The sequence below is a fragment of the Planobispora rosea genome (assembly GCF_014648175.1).
Taxonomy (GTDB): Bacteria; Actinomycetota; Actinomycetes; order Streptosporangiales; family Streptosporangiaceae; genus Planobispora; species Planobispora rosea.
Genome location: NZ_BMQP01000001.1, coordinates 66,892 through 88,745, shown reverse-complemented (window position 1 = coordinate 88,745; position 21,854 = coordinate 66,892). Strand labels below are relative to the sequence as shown.

Below are 21,854 nucleotides of genomic sequence, written 5' to 3'. Positions count from 1 at the left end.
GAGACCCGACACCGGCTCGCCCGGCCGCCGGTTCCCCGCCCCGCACCCTGGACCGGTGCGCGCATGAACGGCCACCGCATGCCGCTCGGCGACACCGGCTGGCAGGTGTGGAACGAGGCGCTGCTGCGCAGCACCGGCTTCCCGGCCGACGGCCTGGCGCGCCTGTCCGCCCCCGGCTGCGCGCGGGCGGCGGACGCGCTGCTCTCCGGCAGGCTCGCGGCGGAGGACTTCGACAAGGTCCTCGCCGAGACCGGCCACGAGCTGGGCGGGGAACTGACCCGGATCGCCGCCGACCCGCTCTTCCGCGAGGCGGTCACCTGGCAGAACCGGGGCGCCCTGGTCGCGCTGGACGCCCTGGCCCGCGGCGGCCGGCGCGACAGCAGGCGGCGCGAACGGGAGCGCGTCGCCGTCAAGTACTGGCAGCGCTACAGCGCCAAGAACGAGACGGTGGGCTTCTTCGGGCCGGTGACCTGGGTCCGGTGCGCGCAGGACGGCCCGGCTCTGCAGGTACGGCCCGGCGGGCGGCTGCTGTCGGACCGGCGCGTGTTCTTCGAGGACTGGGCGCTGCGCGCGTACGCGGCGAAGCTGGCCGAGGACCCCGCGGTGCGCCGCTGGTTGCCGCCCGCCCTGCACCCCCAGCTGACCCTGGACGGCCGCCGGGTGCTGCGGCCGGCACAACCGCCCGTCCCGGTGTCGGCCGCCGAGGCGCTGCTGCTGTCGCGGTGCGACGGCAGGCGCCGGGCCGCCGACGTGGCCGCCGAGGTGGCGGGGCAGGCGGGCATCCGCACCGAGGACGACGCCTATCTGCAGCTCGGCCTCCTGGCCGGGCGCGGCCTGCTGACCTGGCAGGGCGACGTGCCGCAGAGCCCGCACGCCGAGGAGCACCTGCGGCGGCTGCTGGCCGGGATCGAGGACCCCGCCGCGCGCGAGCGGGCCCAGGCCGGGCTGGAGCGGCTGGCCTCCGCCAAGCGGGAGGTGGCACGCGCCGCGGGCGACCCGGATGCCCTCCGGGCCGCGATGGAGACGCTCGGCACGGTGTTCAGCGAGGTCACCGGGGCCGACCCGGTCCGCAGGACCGGTCAGACCTACGCCGGCCGCGGCCTGGTCTACGAGGACACTACCCGCGACGTGCGGGTGACCGTGGGCAGGCCGCTGATCGACGGCATCGCCGAGCCGCTGGCGCTCATGCTCCGGGCCGCCCGCTGGCTGACGGCCGAGCTGGCGGCGGCCTACGGCCGGGCGCTGCGCGAGCTGTACGAGGAGCTGCGCGCGGACGGCCCGGTCCTGCTGTCCGACCTGTGGTACCTCGCCCAGGGAATGCTGTTCGGCACCGGCCCCAGGCCCGTCGACGCCATCGCCGAGGAATTCGCCCGCCGCTGGTCGGAGCTGTTCGGCCTGGACCGGGCCGGCCCGGACACCGCCGAGCTGACCTTCACCGCCCGCGAGCTGGCCGCCTCCGACGCGTTCGCCGCCGCCGGCCCCGGCTGGTCGGACGGCCGGCTGCACAGCCCCGACCTGCAGATCTGCGCCGACAGCGTCGAGGCGGTCAACCGCGGCGACTACCTGGTGGTCATGGGCGAGATGCACGCGGCCTGGGCGACCTTCGACTGCGCCGTCTTCACCCTCGCCCACCCCGACCCCGGCCCGCTGCGCGACGCGCTGGCCAAGGATCTGGGAACCGACCGGGTCCGGCCGCTCTACCCGGTGGAGTGGCCCCGCTACACCGGCCGGCTGGCGTCCGGGCTGGACCACCCGACCGACATCGAGCTGGGCTGGACGGCCGCCCCCGGCGCCGATCCCGACCGGCTGGTGCCCGCCACGGGCGTGCCGGTCGACGAGGTGGACGGGGAACTGGTGGCCACCATGCCGGACGGGAGGAGCAGGCCGCTGCTGGAGGTCTTCTCGCAGCTGGTGTCGATCCACGCCGTGGACGGCTTCAAGCTCGTCGGGGGCGATCGGCACACCCCGAGGATCACCATCGACCGGCTGGTCGTCGCCCGCCGTACCTGGCGGACCACCGTGGACGCGACGGGACTGGCCGACGCCGGCGGCGAGCGCGCGCGGTACCTGGCCGTGCGCCGCTGGCGGCGTGAGCTCGGCCTGCCCGAGCAGGTCTTCGTCAAGTTCTCCACGGAGATCAAACCGCTCTACGCCGACCTCACCAGCCCGGTCTTCGCCGACCTGCTCTGCTCGATGGCCCGCTCGGCCCGTCTCGCCGCCGGGCGGGACGTGCGGCTGGTGGTCTCCGAGATGCTCCCCGGCCCGGACCAGACCTGGCTGTCCGATGCCGAGGGCCGCCGCTACTTCACGGAGCTGCGCATGCACATGGTCGATCCCCTCCCCGCAGGCACGGGACTCTCCGGAGGCGAGGGATGACGACGCTGCCCGATCTGGTGCTGGCCCAGGCCGAGCGCCGCCCGTGGGCGCCCGCCGTACGGCAGTGGCAGGAGGTGCTCACCTACGGTGAGCTGGCCGAGCAGGCGGCGGGCCTGGCCGCCCGGCTGCCGGAGGTGGGACCCGAGCATCTGGTGGGCGTCTGCCTGCGACGCCGGCCGAGCATGGTCACCGGGGTGCTCGGCGTGCTCCTGGCGGGAGGCGCCTACGTGCCGCTCGACCCCGACGGCCCCGCCGCCCGCAGGGAGCAGATCATCCGGAGCGCGGGGCTCCGCCTGGTCGTGGTCGACGAGTCCACGGCGGAACTGTTCGGCGGAGTCCCATCCGATGTCCCATCCGACGGAGCCCTGTCCGACGGAGCCCTGTCCGACGGGGTGCGGACCGTTCCGGTGGAGGGCCCGCCCGCCACTCCCGGGCGGTGCCCGGCGCTGCCCGGCAACGCGGCCTACGTGCTGCACACCTCGGGATCCACCGGCGTCCCCAAGGGCGTGGTGGTCAGCCATCGCAGCGCATGCGCCTACACGCTCGGGAACATCGAGCTGCTGGGCGTCGACGAGGGCACCCGCGGCCTCGCCTTCGCCTCGCTCGGGTTCGACGTGTCGGTGCACGACCTGTTCGTCCACCTGGCCGCCGGGGCCACGCTGATGCTGGCCGGCGAGGAGGACCGCAGCGACCCCGCGCGGCTCCAGCGCTTCTGCGCCGAGCACCGCGTCACCTCCGGTGACCTGCCGGTCTCCCTGCTGCCGCTGCTGGATCCGGAGCTCCTGCCCGAGTGGCGGGTGCTGACCACCGGTTCCGAGGCCCCAGGCCCCGAGCAGGTGGAGCGCTGGGCGGGCCGCCGGTTCCTCAACTACTACGGCCCGACCGAGACGACGGTGGCCGTCACCGTCTTCGAGGCCGAGGGCCGGTGGGACCGGCCGCTCCCGATCGGCACCGCCCGACACGGGCACCGCGTGCACGTCGTGGACGGGGAACTGCGCGAGGTCCCGCCGGGCGTGCCGGGCGAGCTGCTGGTCGGCGGGGCCGGGCTGGCCCGCGGATACCTGGGGCGGCCCGGTCTGACGGCCGAACGCTTCGTGGCCGACCCGTTCGGCGGCGACGGCGGGCGGCTCTACCGGACCGGCGACCTCGTGGCGCTGCAGCCGGACGGGAACCTGATGTTCCTGGGCAGGACCGACCGGCAGGTCAAGATCCGCGGGCAGCGGGTGGAGATCGGCGAGGTGGAGGCCGTGCTGCGCGGGCACCCGCAGGTCGGGCACGCCGTGGTGGAGGCGGTCGAGGGCCCGGCGGGCGTCCGGCTCATGGCCTTCTGCACCGCGGACGGCGCGAGCCCGGACCTGCTGCGGGAGCACTGCGCGCAGCGGTTGCCCGAGGCGATGGTCCCCACCGGGATACTGATCCTGCCCAGCCTGCCGACGTCCCCGTCGGGCAAGGTCGACGTCCGGGCGCTGCACGCGCTGGTGCCCGACGCGCCGGCCCTGGGCGCGCCGCCCGAGTCCCTCGTCGAGCGCGCCGTGGCCGAGGTGTGGGCCGGGGTGCTCGGCCGCGTCCCCGGGACGGAGGACGACTTCTTCGCCTCCGGCGGGCATTCCATCAGCGCCATGCGCCTGGTCAGCGGCTTCCGCGAGGCGCTGGGCCGTGAGGTGGCGGTGGAGGACGTCTACGCCGCGCGCACCCTCGGCGCGCTGGCGGCGCTGGTGGAGGCCGCGCCTCCCGCGGCCGGGGAGCTGCCCTCCGGCAGCCCGCCCGCGCTGACCGCGGCGCAGCGCCGGTTGTGGTTCCTGGAGCGGCTCTTCCCCGGCAACGTCGCCTACAACATCGCGCTCGCCGAGCGCCTGCGCGGCCCGCTCGACGTGATGGCGCTGGAGCGGGCGCTGACCGCGGTGGCCGAGCGGCACGAGGTGCTCCGCTGGCGGGTGCCCGACGACGGCGGCGTGCCCCGCGTGGAGGTGACCGCGCCCGGGCCCGTACGGCTGACGGTCGAGACCCTGGACGGCGCACCGGACGGGCCGGGCAGCGCGCCCGGCAGAGAACCCGTCGGCGGGCCGGACGACCTGCCGGACGGGGCCCGCGCCTGGCTGGACCGGGCCGGCGCCCGGCACTTCGACCTGGCCCGCGGCCCGCTCTGGCAGGCCCGGCTGCTCCGGCTGGGCCCGGACGACCACGTGCTGGCGGTGACCTTCCACCACGCCGTCTTCGACGGCTGGTCGGAGGGCCCGTTCTTCGACGACCTGGCCCGTGCCTACGCCGGCGAGGTCCTGGACCCGCCGGAGGCGACCTTCGCCGACTACGCCGCCTGGCGGGCGGCGCGGGACGGCAGGCGGGCCGGAGAGGACCTGGCCTGGTGGACCCGCTCGCTGGCCGGCGCCCCCACGACGCTCGACCTGCCCCGGGACCACCCGCGGCCGGCCGTGCAGAGCCACGCCGGCGCCCTGGCCACCGCCGCGCTGACCGCGGAGACCACGGCGGGTGTCCGCGAGCTGGCCGTACGGCTGGGCACCACCGCGCCGAGCGTGCTGCTGGCCGCCTTCGCCGAGCTGGTCCGGCGTGTCACCGGCCGGGACGACATCGTGGTCGGCGTCCCCGCGGCGGACCGCAGGCACGAGGCGTTCCAGGACCTGATCGGCTTCTTCGTGGACATCGTGCCGATCCGCCTGCGCTCGGCCGGGGAGTCCTCCTTCGCGGAGCGGGTGCGGGGCTGCGCCGACGCGATGATCGACGCGATGGCCAGGCCCGGTGCCACCATCGAGGACATCGTCGGAGCGCTGGCGGTGCGCCGTGATCCCAGCCGGGCGCCGCTGGTGCAGGTGCTCTTCAACGTCTTCAACTTCCCGGAGCCGCGGCTGGAGCTGAAGGGGCTGCGCTGCACCGGCGTCGTGCCCGCGCCCGCGGGCTCCCCGTTCGACCTGACGGTCTACGTCGTCGAACGGGACGGGAGGTACGCGGTCGACCTCGTCTACAACACCGACCTCTACACCGCCGAACGCGCCGAGCTGCTGCTGCGGTCCTTCACCGGCCTGCTCGACCAGGCCGTGGCCGACCCGGGCTCCCCCGCGGCCGGTTTCGAGGTGAGGCACGCCGCCGTACTCGCGCACGGTGTGGCGGACGAGCCGGCGCAGGCCGTACGGCCGGAGTCCGGGCCCCGCGCGGAGCCCGCCACCGCGACCGAGCGGCTGCTCGCCGGGATCTGGCGGGACGTGCTCGGCCGGGCCGAGGTGCTCGCGACCGACAACTTCTTCGACGTCGGCGGCACCTCCATGGCCGTCGTCGTGGTCCGCGACCGCCTGGCCGCCCTGACCGGGCGCCAGGTGACGGTCGTGGACATGTTCCGCTACCCGACCGTACGCGCGCTCGCCGCCCACCTCGACGGTGACGCCGCGAATCCGGAACTGAGCCGCGCCGACCGGCGTGCCGACACACGCCGCCAGCAGCGGGACAAGCGCAGGAGGAGACAGTGACAGAGTTGTCCACCGGCCCGGGCGCCGAGCCCATCGCCATCATCGGCATGAGCGCCCGCGTGCCGGGTGCGAACGATCTCGGCCAGTTCTGGCGCAACCTGGTCGACGGCGTGGAGTCGGTGACCTTCTTCACCGACGAGGAGCAGCTCGCCTGGGGCGCGACCCCCGAGGAGCTGGCCAGCCCCTCCTTCGTCAAGGCCGCGCCGGTCATGATCGACATGGAGGGCTTCGACAACCGCCTGTTCGGCATGAGCGCGCGTGAGGCGGAGATCGCCGACCCGCAGCAGCGGATCTTCCTGGAGCAGTCGCACGCCGCGCTGCAGGACGCCGGTTACGACCCGGCCGCCTACGAGGGCTCCATCGGCGTCTACGGCGGATCCGGGCCCAGCCAGTACCAGTGGCTCAACCTGCAGACCAACCCCGATCTGGACAGCGACGCGATCAAGCTCGGCATGTCGATCGGCAACAACATCGACTACGTCGCCACCACGGTCTCCTACCGGCTCAACCTGCGCGGCCCGGCCATGACCGTCACCACCGCCTGCTCCTCCTCCCTGGTCGCCCTGCACCTGGCCTGCGAGTCGCTGCGCAACGGGGAGTGCGACATGGCGCTGGCCGGCGGGGTCTGCGTGGAGCTGCCGCACGGCGCCGGTTATCCGGCGATGGACGGCTTCACCAGCTCCGACGGGCACGTCAGGCCGTTCGACGCCCGCGCGGACGGCACCATCTGGGGCAGCGGCGTCGGCGTGCTCGTGGTCAAGCGGCTGGAGGACGCGCTGGCCGACGGCGACCACATCCGGGCCGTGGTGCTGGGGAACGCGATCAACAACGACGGCAGCAACAAGATCGGCTTCTCCGCGCCCAGCCACGCGGGCCAGACCGGGGTGATCGCCGAGGCGCTGGGCGTGGCCGGGGTGGATCCGCGCACCATCGGCTACGTCGAGGCGCACGGCACCGGCACCGCCCTCGGCGACCCCATCGAGGTGGCCGCCCTGAGCGAGGTCTACCGGCGCAGCAGCGACGATCGCGGCTGGTGCGGCATCGGCTCGGTGAAGTCCAACCTCGGCCACCTCAGCCAGGCCTCCGGCGTCGTCGGCGTGATCAAGGCGGTGCTCGCCATGGAGCACGGCCTGATCCCGCCCAGCATCAACTTCGAGCGGCCCAACCCCGCCATCGACTTCGACTCCAGCCCCTTCTACGTGGTCTCCGCCCCCACCAAGTGGGAGGGCGGCCCGCGCCGGGCGGCGGTGAGCTCCTTCGGCATCGGCGGCACCAACGCCCACGTGATCCTCCAGGAGGCGCCGCCGCCGGCCACCGCCACGAACGCGCGGGGGCCGCAGCTGCTGCGGCTCTCGGCCCGCACCGAGAGCGCGCTCGACACCATGCGCACCCGGCTCGCCGAGCACCTCACCGAGCATCCTGAGCTCTCGGTCGCCGACGTGGCCCACACGCTGCGGGTGGGCCGGCCGGAGCTCCGCCACCGCGTCGCCGTCGTGGCCGGCGACCTGGCCGGCGCGGTGGGCGCGCTGACCGACCGCAGGCGGCACCCGGCCGGGGACGCGGGCGGAACGCCGCCCAGGGTGGCCTTCCTCTTCTCCGGGCAGGGCGCGCAGTACGCGGGCATGGGCGCCGCGCTCTACGCGGCCCAGCCGTCTTTCGCCGCCGCCGTCGACGAGTGCGCGGAGCTCCTCCACGCCGAACTGGGCGAGGACATCAGGCAGCTGATGTTCGCCGAGGGCGGCGACGACAAGCTGCGCGAGACCCGCTTCACCCAGCCCGCGCTGTTCACCGTGGAGTACGCGCTGGCCAGGCTCTGGCAGGGGCTCGGCGCGCAGCCCGCGGGTATGATCGGCCACTCCGTCGGGGAGTACGTCGCCGCCACGCTCGCCGGGGTGTTCACCCTGCCCGACGCGCTGCGGCTGGTGGCGGCGCGCGGGCGGCTGATGCAGTCGATGCCCGCCGGCTCGATGCTCGCGGTCATGAAGGACGAGCGGGAGATCGCCGAACTGCTCGTCGACGGGGTGAGCGTGGCCACGGTGAACGGCCCGGGCACCTGCGTGGTGGCCGGGACGGACGAGGCGGTCACGGCCTTCGCCGAGCTGCTCGACGGCAGGGGCGTCAAGGCCACCCGGCTGCGCACCTCGCACGCCTTCCACTCGCCGATGATGGAGCCCGTCCTGGCGGAGTTCGAGTCCCTCGTGTCCGCCGTGCCGCGGCAGGCCCCCGCCCTGCCGTTCCTGTCCAACGTGACCGGTGACTGGATCACCCCCGAGCAGGCCGTCGACCCGGCCTACTGGGCCGGGCACATCCGCCGCCCGGTGCGCTTCGGCGACTGCGTGGCCCGGCTGCTGGCCGAGAAGGACTGGGTGCTGCTGGAGTGCGGGCCCGGCAAGCAGCTGGCCCAGCTGGCCCGCATGCAGCTGCGCGGCGCCAGGGACGTGCTGCCGCCGCTGGCCAGCCTGCCCGGCCCCGGCGAGAGCGCCGGCGACCTGGACGTGCTGTACGGCTCCGCGGCCCGGTTGTGGTCCGCCGGGGTGCCGGTCACCGTGGACGGCGGCGGGGGCCACCGGGTTCCGCTGCCGGGCTACCCCTACGAGCGGGAGTACCGCTTCATCCCGCCGGGCGAGGCCGGGGCCGCGCCGAAGACGCAGCGGCCCTCCGGCCCCCGTGCGCCGGAGGACTGGTTCGAGGTCCCCGTGTGGCGGCAGCTCGCGCCCACCCCGCCCGGTGACCCGGTCACCCGCTGCCTCGCCTTCGTCAGCGGGGAGCGGGGCGGAGAGCTGGTGGCGGCGCTGCGGGCACAGGGCGCCGAGGTGACCGTGGTCCGGCCCGGGACGGGCTACTCCGGCGGGTCCGCCGTACGGCCCGGCGCGGATCAGTCCGGCGCGGAGCCCTCTGGCGGGTTCACCGTACGGCCCGGCGAGCGCGCCGACTACGACGCCCTGGTCAGCGCACTCGGCGACTCCCTGCCCTCGCGCGTCGTGCACGCCTGGGCGCTGGACAGCGACCCGGCCCAGGCGCAGGAGCACGGCTTCTTCAGCCTGCTCTCCCTGGTGCAGGCCCTGACCGCCGCGCAGCGGGCCGACGGGGTCCTCCTCGACGTGCTCACCTGCGGCACCGAGGACCCCCTGGGCGGCGCCGACCTGACCCGGCCGGAGTACGCGCTCGTGGCGGGCATCGCCCGGGTCGTGCCGCTGGAGGTCGACGGTCTCCGGGTGCGCCACCTCGACCTCGAATCGGGCGGCACCCCCGCCGCGACCGTCCTGGCCGAGCTGCGCAGGGAACCGGTGGGTGACGTGCTGGCGCTGCGGGGCGGGCGCCGGTGGACCCGCGAGTTCCAGCCGGTACGGCTGAGCGAGGGCGGCTCCGGGCTGCGCGAGGAGGGCGTCTACCTGATCACCGGTGGCCTGGGAGGCATCGGTCTCACCCTCGCCGAGCACCTCGGCACCCGGCTGCGGGCCCGCGTGGTGCTGCTCGGCCGCAGCGGCGCGGTGACGCCGAGGGCCGCGCGCGCGATCGCCCGGATCGAGCGGGCGGGCGGCCGGGTGACGGTCCTGGCCGCCGACGTCACCGATCCCGCCCGGCTGCGCGAGGTCAGGGAGGAGATCCTGGCCGCCCACGGCGGGCTGCACGGCATCGTGCACGCCGCGGGCCTGCCGGGCGGCGGCATGGCCGAGATCAAGGAACGGGCCGTCGCGCAGGCCGTGCTCGATCCCAAGGTCACCGGAACCGCCGTGCTGTTCGACGTCTTCGGCGACCTCGGGCTGGACTTCGTCGCCCTCTGCTCGTCGGTCACCGCCGTCAGCGGCGGGTTCGGCCAGGTCGACTACTGCGCGGCGAACGCCTTCCAGGACGCCTTCGCCCGCGCCCGGCGCGGCACCCGCGTCCTGAGCCTCAACTGGGGCGCGTGGCTGGAGGTGGGCATGGCCGCGGCGGGCATGGCCACCGGCTCCGCGGGCCCGGCCGCCGCCGGTCCCGCCGGGGGAACGCCCGTCGACCATCCGGTCGTGCGCGGCCGTACCCGCGACCGGGCGTCGGGGCCGCTGGCCGCCGACACCCACTGGGTGCTGGACGAGCACCGCATCGGCGGGGTGCCGGTGCTGCCCGCGACCGGGCAGCTGGAGTGCGCCAGGGCGGCCTTCGCGGCCGTCGTCCCGGCGCCGGGCGAGGGCCACGCGGTGGAGCTGCGCGACGTCGTCTTCCTGGCGCCCCTGGCCGTACCGGACGGCACCACGACCGAGCTCACGGTCGCCTTCACCGACGGTTCGGCCTTCGAGGTGCGCGCCGGGGAGCGGCTGCACACCCAGGGCGCGGCGGCGTGGGTACGGCCGGCCCCGGCCCCGGCCGTGGACGTGGCGGCGCTGAAGGCCGCGATGACGCCGGAGACCGCACAGGACGACGAGTACACCGGAGTGCTGACGTTCGGCCCGCGGTGGCGCTCGCCCGAGCTGGTCTGGCGGTCCGGGGACGAGGAGCTCGCCTTCGTCGAGGCGACCGGGCAGGTGGCGGCGGAGGTCGGCGACTGGGGTCTGCACCCCGCGCTGCTCGACGTGGCCACCTCCTTCGGCCGGGGCAACGGCGGCGGCGCCTACCTGCCGCTGAGCTACGGCCGGTTGCTGGTCAGGGCGGCGCTGCCGGACCGCTTCTACAGCCACCTGCGGCGCAGGGGCGACGGCGGCGCCGAGGTCGTCACGGCCGACCTGACGTTGACGGACGAGACGGGCACGGTGCTCGTGGAGATCGAGGAGTTCGTGCTGCGGCGCATCGACGCCTCGGCGGTGACCGGATCGCTGGACTCCGGGGACCGGCAGTCCGACAGCGGCATCCGCCCGGCGGACGGCGCCGAGGCGTTCTTCCGCGTCCTGTCCGCGGCCGACCTCGGCCCGCAGGTCGTCATCAGCGCGACCGCGCTCGCCGAGATCAGCCGGCGGGAGCGGCTGACCCGCCAGAGCCTTGAGGCCCCGGCACCGGCGGTCAGGAGCGAGGACTTCGTCGCTCCTGAGGGCGAGGTGGAGGCGGCGCTCGCCCGGGTGTGGAGCGAGATCCTGGGCGTGCCCGGCGTGGGCGCCGACGACGACTTCTTCGAGCTCGGCGGGAACTCGCTCATCGCGGTCCAGCTGATCGCGCAGGCGCGGGCCGCGGTCGGCGTCAAGCTGCCGATGCGCACGCTCTTCGAGGCCCCGACCGTGCGGCAGATGGCCGCCAGGGTCGAGCAGATCCGCGCCGAGCAGCCGGTGGCCCCGGCGACGGGCCCCGCGACCGGCCCGGTGGCTCCCGCGACCGGCACGCCGACCCCCGCGGCCGGTCCCGCCACCACGATCCCGCGCGTATCGAGAGGGAGGTAACCCGATGCACGCCGAGCATCGCGAGTCCCGGGCGGAGCATCGCGAGTTCCGGGCGGAGTGGATCGAGGAGTCCATCGCCGCCCGGTTCTGGGCCGTCGTCGCCGAGCACCCCGGCCGGATCGCGGTGCTCGGCGAGGACGGCCCGCTCACCTACGCCGAGCTCGCGCAGGAGGTCCAGGCCGTGGCGGCGGCGGTGCACGGCGCCTCCCGGGTTGGGCTCCTGGTCGGGCACGGCCCCAGGATGGTCGCCGCCATCCTGGGCGTGCTCACGGCCGGGGCCGCCTACGTGCCGCTCGATCCGGCCTATCCGCGGGCCCGCCTGGAGAGCATGTCCGAGCTGTCCCGGCCGGAGGTGGTCGTGACCGTGCCCGAGCACAAGGACCTGCTCACCGGCGACCTCGTCGACCTCACCTCGGTGCCGCCGGCGCCGGGCTTCCGGCCCGTCGCCGTGGACCCGGGCTCCCCGGCGTACATTCTGTTCACCTCGGGCTCCACCGGGCGTCCCAAGGGGGTCGTGCAGACTCACCGGGGGGCGTTGTTCCAGGTCCGGACGCACACCAACAACCTGCGCATCCGTCCTGCCGACCGGATCAGCGTCGTCTCCTCCTTCAGCTACGACATGGCGGTGACGGACGGCTTCTCCGCGCTGCTCAACGGGGCCGCCGTGGTCCCGGTCGACCTGCGGCTGCACGGCCTGGGCCGGCTGAGGGAGGCACTCGTCGCCGGGCAGGTCACGATCTACCACTCGACGCCGACCGTCTACCGCTACCTGCTGGACTCCCTCTCCGAGGGGGAGGTGCTGTCGAGCGTCCGGGTCGTCGTCCTCGGCGGCGAGGAGGTCGTCCGCCACGACCTCGACCGCTTCCGGCGGCACTTCCCCGCCTCCGCCGTCTTCGTCAACGGGTACGGGGCCACCGAGATCTCCTTCGTCGCCCAGAACCATCTGACCGCGGCCGAGATGGGCGACGAGCCGGTCGTGCCCGTCGGGCGGCCCCTGGACGGCGTGGAGATCGAGCTCAGGCCGAACCCGGCGGAGGGGGAAACGGGGCTCGGACCGGACCAGGCGGAGGGGGAGATCGTCATCCGCAGCCCGTACCTGGCCGACTATCTGGGCGCCGCCGAGCGGGACCGGGCCAGGTTCGGCGTCGATCCGGACGGCATGCGCTTCTACCGGACCGGCGACCTGGGACGGTGGCTTCCCGACGGCCGGCTGGCCTACCTGGGCCGTCTCGACCGGCAGGTGAAGATCCGCGGCCACCGCGTCGAGCTCGGCGAGATCGAGGCCGTGCTGGCCACCCTGGTGCCGCGGGCCGCCGTCGTCACCCGCGAGGTCCGCGGCGAGCAGCAGATCGTGGCCTACGTCCTGGGAGACGGCACGTCGGGCCTGCGTGAGCGGCTGGCCGAGGTGCTGCCCGACTTCATGGTCCCGGCCGAGATCGTCGCGGTCGGCGCGCTGCCGCTCACCCCCACGGGCAAGATCGACACGGCCGCCCTGCCGGATCCGCGTCCCGGGCCCGCTCCCGCACCGACGGTGAGCCTGCCGACGCCGGAGGCCGGGCTCGCCGCCGAGATCGCCGCCGTCTGGGGCGCCGTGCTCGGCGTGCGGGAGGTGGACTGGGAGCGGTCCTTCTTCGACCAGGGCGGACACTCGTTGCTCATGGCGAAGGTCCAGCAACGGCTCGAAGGCGTCCTGGACCGGCGCATCCCGCTGACCGCCCTCTACGCCCATCCCACCGTCGCCTCCCTCGCGCACCACCTCGTCGCGGGGCAGGCGGGGACACCGGGCGACACGGGGACACCGGGTGGCGCCCCCGCCACCCGTGCGGCGCTGCGCCGACGGCGCCGACGGTCCTGACGCCCGTCAGCCGAATTGGCGACAGATCACAAATAGTGATCATTTTCCCGGCTCTTTCCTCTACCATCACCGTCAGAGTGATCAGCAAGGGGCGGGAGAGGGCGTCATGGACGACGAGAAGGCACCCGCGGGGATCGATCCGACGATCCCCAGCGTGGCCCGGATGTACGACTACTACCTCGGCGGCAAGGACAACTTCGCGTCCGACCGCGAGGCCGCCGAGAACTTCATCAAGGTCCTGCCGGGCATCCGGGAGATGGCCCGGTCCAACCGCGCCTTCCTGTCCCGGGCGGTCAGCGAGATCGCCGGGCGGGGTGTCCGGCAGTTCCTGGACATCGGCTCGGGCCTGCCGACCCAGGAGAACGTCCACCAGGTCGCCCACCGGATCATCCCGGACGCGAGGGTCGTCTACGTCGACAACGACCCCATCGTCATGGCCCACGGCCGCGCCCTGCTGGAGGACAACCCCCACACCACCGTCGTCCAGGCCGACATGCGCGAACCCAAGGCACTGCTCGACCACCCCGACATCCAGACGAAGATCGATTTCAACCAGCCGGTGGCCGTGCTCCTGCTGGCCATGCTCCACTTCGTCCCCGACGACGGCGACGCCACCGCCATCGTCGCGGCGATCCGCGAGAAACTGGCCCCCGGAAGCTACCTGATCCTCTCCCACGCCTACGCCGGCGACGTATCGGAGGAGAAGCACGCCAGGGGACAGGAGGTCTACCGCACGACCGCCACCGGATCGCTCACCTCGCGGGGACCCGGCCACCTGGCCGCCTACGCCGACGGCCTGGAGGTGCTCGACCCCGGAATCGTCCCGGTCCAGGCCTGGCGCCCGGAGTTCGACGGCGACGCCGAGTACGACCTCGGCAAGCCCAACATCCTCGGCGTGGTGGCCAGAGTGCCGTAACGGTCCGCCGGCTGCTCCGGCGCGCGTGCGGACCGCAGTCATTGGCTAGCTGTACTATCCAACAATGCGGATATCCCAGCTCAGCGCCGTCTCGGGCGTCCCCATCCCGACGATCAAGTACTACCTGCGTGAGGGCCTGCTCCCCGCCGGGGAGCAGACCTCCGCCACCCGGGCGGAGTACGGCGAGCGCCACGTGCGGCGCCTCCGCCTGATCCGGGCACTGCTGGAAGTGGGCCGCCTGCCCATCGCGGCCATCCGCAAGGTGCTCGCGGCCGTCGACGACGAGACGCTGAGCATGCACCTCGTCCTCGGCACCGCCCACTACGCCCTCGCCCCGGCGGTCGAGCCCCACCCCGACGACGAGGCGTGGCGCGAGGCCCGCTCCGAGGCCGACCGCCTCATCGCCGAACTGGGCTGGCGGATCGACGCCCAGGCCCCCACCCGCGACGAGCTCGCCCAGGTCATCCTCACCCTCTCCCGGCTCGGCATGCCCGCCACCGGCGAGGCCCTGCGCCCCTACGCCGAGGCGGCCATGGAACTGGTGATGGAGCACGAGATCGGCACCATCTCGCTCGACCGCACCCGCGAGGAGGCGGTGGAGACCCTGGTCGTCGGCACCGTCGTGCACGGCCGCGCCCTCGACGTCCTGCGCCGCCTGGCCCAGGAGTCCACCTCCGCCCAGCTTTTCGGGATTTCCGGGACATAGTTGGGCTACTCTCCTCGCGTGGCCAAGCCGATCAGCTATGCCGACGCGGTCCGGATGCTCGGCGAGGAGCCCGTGGTCACCGCCCTCGACAAGGTCTTCGGCGGGGCACTGCTGAGCGCCGCGACCATGGGGGCATCCGACGCCCTCTCCTGGTTCGATCCGAAACCGGACGCCGTACGGCTCGGGCACCAACTCGTCGGCGGCCTGCGCGACCGGATCACCGGCCTGGGCCGCTACGACCGCACCCAGCGCCTCCAGGCCGCCCACGCGATCATCGTGATCACCGCCTTCTACGAGGCGATCGACGAGATCGGGCTGCCGTTCACGGCGAAGGACATCGCGCTGAGCCGCGAGGAGCTGCTGAGGATCGGCAACGCCGGAAACGTCCCGGACAGGCTGATAAAAACGATCTTCCACACCGGCGTCCCCATCCCAGAAGTGCAGCTCTCCAGCGAAGCGGCCCTGTCGCGCCTCCGCGCCTACTACGGGATGATCAGCTCCCGGCTCACCTCGTTCCTGACCGGGCTGGCGGTGTGGTCGGACCTCGACGAGACACGCAGGGAGCGCGCCTCCCACCTCCTCCTCCACGTCCTGTCGGACGCCTCACTCTCCCGGTACGAGGCGCTCTACCGGCAGCTCGCGACGGACTTCCCCGAGTTCGCCTTCTGGGCGCAGCTCGGACAGCACCGGGCCACCCGCGACGAGCTGCGGACGAGGCTCACCGGCCTCCACCGGCTGCTGACCGGCCTCACGCCGGGGCGGATCCCGGGACATCAGCTCGCGAGCCTCGTACGGGTCAACGAGGCCGGGCTCACCCGTCCCGTCGCCGACACCGGCGAACGGCTGGAGGGCCTCGCCTTCCCCACGCTTGATGCGGCCTACATCGACCCCGGCTTCCGGGTCGCGGCTCCCACCGGTGACGATCTCGGTGCGGAGAAGACGTGGGAGCGGGCACCGGTCGGCGACGACCTCCCCGGGTTCCTGGCCGGGTACCTGACTTCTGCACGTGCCACCGAGACACCGCTGGTGGTGCTCGGCCAGCCGGGGGCGGGCAAATCCGTCCTCACCACGATGATGGCCGCCCGCCTCGGTTCCCGGGGCTTCCTGCCGGTCCGCGTCCCGCTCCGCACGGTCCCGGCCGACGCCCAGATCCAGGAGCAGATCGAGAGGGCCGTCTACATCGCCACCGGCGAGCGCCTGACCTGGCCGGACCTATCGCGATCCGCCGACGGCGCCCTCCCCCTGGTGCTCCTGGACGGCCTGGACGAGCTGCTCCAGACGACGGGCGCGCAGCGGGCCGACTACCTCGTCCAGGTCGCCGAGTTCCAGCGGCGCGAGGCCGAGGTGGGCCGCCCGGTGGCCGTGGTGGTCACCACCCGCACCGCGGTCGCCGACCGCTGCCGCCTCCCGGAGGGCGCCCTCGCCGTCCGGCTGGAGCCGTTCGACGACGTGCGGGTGGGTCGCTGGCTGGCCGTCTGGAACGAGGCCAACGCCGCCCACCTCGCCTCGCGGGGGCTCCGGCCGCTGTCGGCGGCGACCGCCGTCTCCTACGGCGAGCTGGCACGGCAGCCCCTGCTCCTGCTCATGCTGGCCCTCTACGACGCCGACGCCAACGCGCTGCTCACCGGGGACGGGCTGAGCACGGCGGAGCTCTACGAGCGTCTGCTGGTCCGGTTCGCCGGGCGGGAGGTGGACAAACGGGGCAGAGGGCTCTCCGCCCAGGAACGGCACCGGGCCGTCGAGCACGAGCTGCTCCGGCTGTCGATCACCGCGTTCGCCATGTTCAACCGGGGACGGCAGTGGGTCACCGCGGAGGAGCTCAACACCGACCTGGACGTCCTGATGCCGGCCCCACGGGAGGCCGCCGCCGGGTTCCGGGAACCGCTGAGCGCGGCCGACCGGGCCGTCGGCGGCTTCTTCTTCGTCCACCGGGCGCGGGCCATCCGGGGCCGGCAGGAGCTGCGGACCTACGAGTTCCTGCACGCGACCTTCGGCGAGTACCTGATCGCCCGGCTGCTGCACCGCGTCCTCGGCGAGATGGCCGACCGCGAGGGACGGTCCTCGTCCCTCCTCGGCGGCTCGCCGCCGGCCGACGGCCTGCTGTACGCGCTCACCTCGTTCACCGTCCTGGCCGCCCGCCAGCGGATCCTGGACTTCTTCTTCCAGCTCGCCGAGGACGGTGACCACCTGAAAGCGACGCTGATCCGGACCTTCGAGGCCAGACAGAACCGGACCGACGGGTCCTACGAGCGGTACCGGCCGGTCGATCTCCCGGCCGTCACCCGGAGCGCCCACTACAGCGCGAACCTCGTCCTGCTGATCACGTTCCTCCGCCGGGACCAGCGGGAGTGGCCGGTGAGCGAGCTGTGCGGTCCGGACGACGATCCGGTCGCCCTCTGGCAGAGCCTGGCGCTGCTGTGGCGATCGGCCGCCACCCGCCAGGAGTGGAACAGCCTCGTCGAGAAGCTGATCGTCCGGCGCCTGCATCCCGGCCCCCTGCGGAACATCAGCCTGTCACCCGGTGACGGCCTCGGGTACTCCGCGGTGAACGTCGACTGGACCTTCGCCCTCGGCCCCGAGGACATCCCCGCGGAAGACCGCTACGTCAACGCCCTGGAGCTGCGGGCCTGGGCGGGTTTCCTCTGCCTTCCGGAAGCCGACCTCTTCACCCATCTCGCCGACGTGTTCGACGTGCTCCTGCGCTCCGGCACGGGCATCATCGGCCATCTCGTCCACGATCCCGTGGGCAGGACCGAGTCGCTGGCGGCGGCGTTGATGGACATCCACCTCAACTCGATGGACCGTCACCCGGCCACGCTCGCGAGGCTGTACCTCATGACGGTCTCCGCCCTCACCCGCAATCTCACCTATGGCGACCCGGCCAACCACCCGCGCCTGACCCAGCTCATGGCCCAGCTCGAACGCGACATCCCGCGGTTCAGCCTGGACGACGCCATGGAGGTCATCGATGCCCTCCCCGATCCCCAGCACGCCGACCTCCCGTACGACACCCCCGCCATCCACGCGTTCGTCCGGTGCCTGCTCGCCTTCCGCGCCTACTTCCCCGACCGTGCGCCCTATCTCCGGACATGGCTGGAGAGCGCCGAGACGTCGCTCCCCCCGGAGCTGGCGCTCCACGTCGTCGTGACGCTCATCGAGATCGACGCCGACCCCGAAGAGGTCTCCAGCGTGCTCAAGTCGGGGAACCCCCTCACGCCGCAGGACCTCGACGCGGTCAGAGGAGCGGATCCGCATCTCCACCGGCGGGCACAGAAGATCATAAAAGCGTACGGCGAGCCGTACGGCCTCACCTGGCCCGAGTGACGGGCCCGCCGCGCCGCCCTCCGGCGACCGGCCTCACTCGCTGAAGGCGACCGGGCGTTTGAGCAGCCAGAGGGCCGCGCGCTGGAGGATCGTGCGGTGGATCGGGCTGTCGTAGGAGCGGGTGTCGTGGCCCAGGGCGTCGTAGACGACCCGGCCGCGCCGTACCGGGCGGGCCCAGATCAGGGGCTGGCCCAGGGAGGAGGCCAGCGGCCGTACGTCGGACTGGACCGACAGGTCGCTGTAGACCTCGTCCACCAGGTCGAAGTCCCGCAGGCCGTCGACCACCGGGTGCCCGCCGTGGATGCGCACGCTCGCCCAGCCCAGCGGCGGATGGTGGGACTTGGCCCAGTCCCAGCAGCCGCCCAGTACGCGGGACCAGCCCTGCCAGTCGTCGAAGCAGATCGAGGCCGTGTGCATGCAGAGCAGGCCGCCGCCCCGCTCCAGGTGGTCCAGGAGCGCCGTGCGGGCCCCGACGGGCAGTTCGAAGCGCCACCGGGGGCGGTGCTCGGCGAAGCGGTCCTGCCGCATCCGCCAGCGCAGGGCGTTGACGGTGATCAGCTGGTACTCGGGGGCGTCGGCCAGGCCGCCGACGATGTCCTCGGTGATGTCGGACTCCACGCCGACCTCGGCGAGGGTTTCGGCCAGGGCCGCGGAGGTCGCGGGGAAGTCGTGGAACACGCCTCCGGAGAGGATCAGGTTTCGGGCCACGGCTCCACCTCACCACGGAAGCGGGCGGCCCGCCAGCAGATGACCGCAGCTCACACCGCTGGAATCAGCGGTGTGAAACCTCGCCGTAACCGCCCTGCCTGGCGAAACGGACCTATGTAACATCCCGTTCACATTTGGGCAATGGCTGCGAAATCGCGACTTGCGACTCTCTAGGGGCAGCACACCACTCCCTCACCAAGGACACCGGCGATGACCTTCAAGGCTGAATACATCTGGATCGACGGCACCGAGCCGACCGCCAAGCTCCGCTCGAAGACCCGGGTCCTCGCGGACGGCGCCGAGCTCCCGATCTGGGGATTCGACGGGTCCAGCACCAACCAGGCGGACGGCCACTCCTCCGACCGCGTGCTCAAGCCGGTGTTCACCTGCCCGGACCCGATCCGCGGCGGTGACAACGTCCTGGTCCTGTGCGAGGTCCTGGACATCGACATGACCCCGCACCGCAGCAACACCCGCGCGCTGCTGACCGAGGTGGCCGAGAAGTACGCCGACCAGGAGTCCTGGTTCGGCATCGAGCAGGAGTACACCTTCTTCAAGGAGGGCCGCCCGCTCGGCTTCCCGATCGGCGGCTTCCCCGCCCCGCAGGGCGGCTACTACTGCGGCGTCGGCGCCGACGAGGTCTTCGGCCGCGAGGTCGTCGAGAAGCACCTCGACCTGTGCCTGGAGGCCGGCCTGAAGATCTCCGGCATCAACGCCGAGGTCATGCCCGGACAGTGGGAGTTCCAGGTCGGCCCGGCCGGCCCGGTGGAGGTCTCCGACCACATGTGGGTCGCGCGCTGGCTGCTCTACCGCGTCGCCGAGGACTTCGGCATCGCCGCCACCCTGGACCCCAAGCCGGCCAAGGGTGACTGGAACGGCGCGGGCGCCCACACCAACTTCTCCACCAAGGCGATGCGCGAGAACTACGACGCGATCATCGTCGCCTGCGAGGCGCTGGGCGAGGGCGACAAGCCCCTGGAGCACGTCAAGCAGTACGGCCACGGCATCGAGGACCGCCTCACCGGCCACCACGAGACCGCCCCGTGGAACAAGTTCAGCTACGGCGTCTCCGACCGCGGCGCCTCGGTCCGCATCCCGTGGCAGGTCGAGGTCGACAAGAAGGGCTACATCGAGGACCGTCGCCCGAACGCCAACGTCGACCCCTACGTGGTGACCCGTCTGCTGGTGGACACCTGCTGCTCCGCGCTGGAGAAGGCCGGCCTGGTCTGATCCACGCGCCGCACGGAAAAGGGCCCGGCCCCGCGACACGCGGCGGCCGGCCCGGACCGCGGGCATGAGGCCGCGGACACTCTGCCGGGGGTGTCCGCGGCCTTCGGCGTCTCTCCCGCGCGAGCCCCCGCCCTTGGGGGCAATCATTTTCCATGTTCGGTTATGACATGCTTCGAGGGAATTGCCGATAACGCGGGGAAGGCAGGCATGGACAAGCCGGTCATCATGACGGTCGATGACGATCCGGGCGTCTCGCGCTCCGTGGCACGGGACCTGCGGCGCCGGTACGGGCACTCCTACCGGATCGTCAGGGCCGACACCGCCGCGGAGGGCATCGAGAGCGTCCGCGAGATGCGCCTGCGCGGCGACGACGTCGCGGCGATCCTGGCCGACTACCGGATGCCGCAGATGAACGGCGTGGAGTTCCTGGAGCAGGCCATGGACCTGTATCCGTACGCCCGCCGGGTGCTGCTGACCGCCTACGCCGACACCGACGCGGCGATCCAGGCGATCAACGTCGTCGACCTCGACCACTACATGCTCAAGCCGTGGGACCCGCCGGAGGAGAAGTTCTACCCGGTGCTCGACGCCCAGCTCGACGCCTGGCAGCGGACCGACCGCCGCACGACCGGCGAGCTGAGGGTGGTGGGGGCCCGCTGGTCGGCCCGGTCCTACGAGGTCCGCGACTTCCTCGCCCGCAACCATGTCCCCTACCGCTGGCTGCTGGCCGACGACCCGGAGGGGGAGCAACTGCTGGCCGCCGCCGGGATGGACGTCACCGGGACGGGCGGTCCCGGCACGGACGCCGCCCCGGCCACGCTGCCGCTGGTGGTCACCGCGGAGGGCGCCGTGCTGACCGCGCCGTCCACCGCCGAGCTGGCCGCCGCCGTGGGGCTGTCCACCGCCCCCGCCACCGGCTTCTACGACCTGATCGTCATCGGCGGCGGCCCCGGCGGGCTGGGCGCGGCGGTCTACGGCGCCTCCGAGGGACTGCGCACCGTACTGGTGGAGCAGCACGCCTCCGGCGGGCAGGCCGGGCAGAGTTCCCGCATCGAGAACTACCTGGGCTTCCCCGACGGCGTCTCCGGCTCCCAGCTCGCCGACCGGGCCCGCCGCCAGGCGCTGAAGTTCGGCGCGGAGTTGCTCACCGCCCGGACCGTGACCAGCCTGGAGGTCAAGGGCCAGGCCCGGGTGGTCGGTTTCGCCGACGGCGGCAGCATCGCCGCGCACACCGTGATCCTGGCGACCGGCGTCTCCTACCGCCGGCTGACCGCTCCCGGCCTGGACGACTTCATCGGCGCGGGCGTCTACTACGGCGCGGCCGTGACCGAGGCCCCGGACTGCCGCGACAGCGAGGTCTACGTCGTCGGCGCGGCCAACTCGGCCGGGCAGGGCGCCGTCTACCTCTCGGGGTACGCCAGCACGGTGCACATGATCGTCAGGAGTGACGGGCTGGAGAGGTCCATGTCGCACTACCTGATCGAGCAGATCGCGCGGATCCCGAACATCGTGGTGCACACCGAGACCGAGGTGGTCGGCGCGGCGGGCGGCGACCACCTGGAGCGGCTCACCCTCAAGGGCCCGGAGGGCGAGCGGACGGTCGAGACCGAGCGCCTGTTCGTGTTCATCGGGGCCGAGCCGTTCACCGACTGGCTCGGCGACACCGTCGAACGGGACGAGCGGGGTTTCATCCTGACCGGACCCGACCTGACCGCCGCCGAGGACCGGCCCCGCAACTGGCCGCTCCGCCGCGAGCCGTACCACCTGGAGACCAACGTGCCCGGCGTGTTCGCCGCCGGCGACGTCCGCGCCGACTCGATCAAGCGGGTCGCCTCGGCGGTCGGCGAGGGCGCGATGGCCGTGGCCCTGGTCCACCGCTACTTGGAGAAGGCTTGACCTCCTCCCCTCCCTGAAGGGA

10 protein-coding genes are annotated in these 21,854 nt (G+C 73.4%); 9 read left to right on the top strand and 1 reads right to left on the bottom strand.

Going from position 1 to position 21,854, the window contains the following annotated elements; all coding sequences use genetic code 11:
* The first annotated feature begins 63 nt into the window (after positions 1-63).
* The 7 genes from IEZ08_RS00330 to IEZ08_RS00300 all read left to right on the top strand — a co-directional run bounded on the left by IEZ08_RS00330 (position 64) and on the right by IEZ08_RS00300 (position 17,998).
* Positions 64-2,376, top strand: coding sequence for a lantibiotic dehydratase (locus IEZ08_RS00330; RefSeq protein WP_189241429.1), 2,313 nt, complete (start codon positions 64-66; stop codon positions 2,374-2,376).
* A complete protein-coding gene (locus tag IEZ08_RS00325; RefSeq protein ID WP_068921905.1) occupies positions 2,373-5,852 on the top strand; it encodes a non-ribosomal peptide synthetase in 3,480 nt (1,159 codons plus the stop codon). The genes IEZ08_RS00330 and IEZ08_RS00325 overlap by 4 nt, the downstream gene beginning before the upstream one ends.
* Complete coding sequence (locus IEZ08_RS00320; protein ID WP_229802821.1) at positions 5,849-11,197, top strand: type I polyketide synthase; 5,349 nt, start codon at positions 5,849-5,851, stop codon at positions 11,195-11,197. Before IEZ08_RS00325 ends, IEZ08_RS00320 begins: the two co-directional genes overlap by 4 nt.
* 4 nt (positions 11,198-11,201) lie before the next feature.
* Entirely contained in the window at positions 11,202-13,052 is a 1,851-nt protein-coding gene (locus tag IEZ08_RS00315) for a non-ribosomal peptide synthetase (RefSeq protein ID WP_189241428.1), read from the top strand.
* A 106-nt stretch (positions 13,053-13,158) separates the two neighbouring features.
* Positions 13,159-13,968, top strand: coding sequence for an SAM-dependent methyltransferase (locus IEZ08_RS00310; RefSeq protein WP_189241427.1), 810 nt, complete (start codon positions 13,159-13,161; stop codon positions 13,966-13,968).
* Positions 13,969-14,032: 64 nt separating this feature from the next.
* Positions 14,033-14,674, top strand: a complete 642-nt coding sequence (locus tag IEZ08_RS00305; RefSeq protein WP_189241426.1) for a MerR family transcriptional regulator — start codon at positions 14,033-14,035, stop codon at positions 14,672-14,674.
* A gap of 18 nt (positions 14,675-14,692) precedes the next feature.
* Complete coding sequence (locus tag IEZ08_RS00300) at positions 14,693-17,998, top strand: NACHT domain-containing protein (RefSeq protein WP_189241425.1); 3,306 nt, start codon at positions 14,693-14,695, stop codon at positions 17,996-17,998.
* Between the two features lie 33 nt (positions 17,999-18,031).
* Here the strand turns inward: IEZ08_RS00300 and IEZ08_RS00295 are convergent, their stop codons facing one another.
* Positions 18,032-18,706: a ThuA domain-containing protein gene (locus tag IEZ08_RS00295; RefSeq protein WP_068921900.1), complete on the bottom strand. Its 675-nt coding sequence runs from the start codon at positions 18,704-18,706 to the stop codon at positions 18,032-18,034.
* Positions 18,707-18,916: 210 nt separating this feature from the next.
* On the opposite strand from IEZ08_RS00295, the gene glnII reads away from it, so the two are divergent.
* Complete coding sequence (glnII, locus tag IEZ08_RS00290) at positions 18,917-19,936, top strand: glutamine synthetase (RefSeq protein WP_068921899.1); 1,020 nt, start codon at positions 18,917-18,919, stop codon at positions 19,934-19,936.
* Positions 19,937-20,143: 207 nt separating this feature from the next.
* On the top strand, positions 20,144-21,832 hold the full coding sequence (locus IEZ08_RS00285; protein WP_189241424.1) for an NAD(P)/FAD-dependent oxidoreductase: 1,689 nt from the start codon (positions 20,144-20,146) through the stop codon (positions 21,830-21,832).
* The last annotated feature ends 22 nt before the right edge of the window (positions 21,833-21,854 follow it).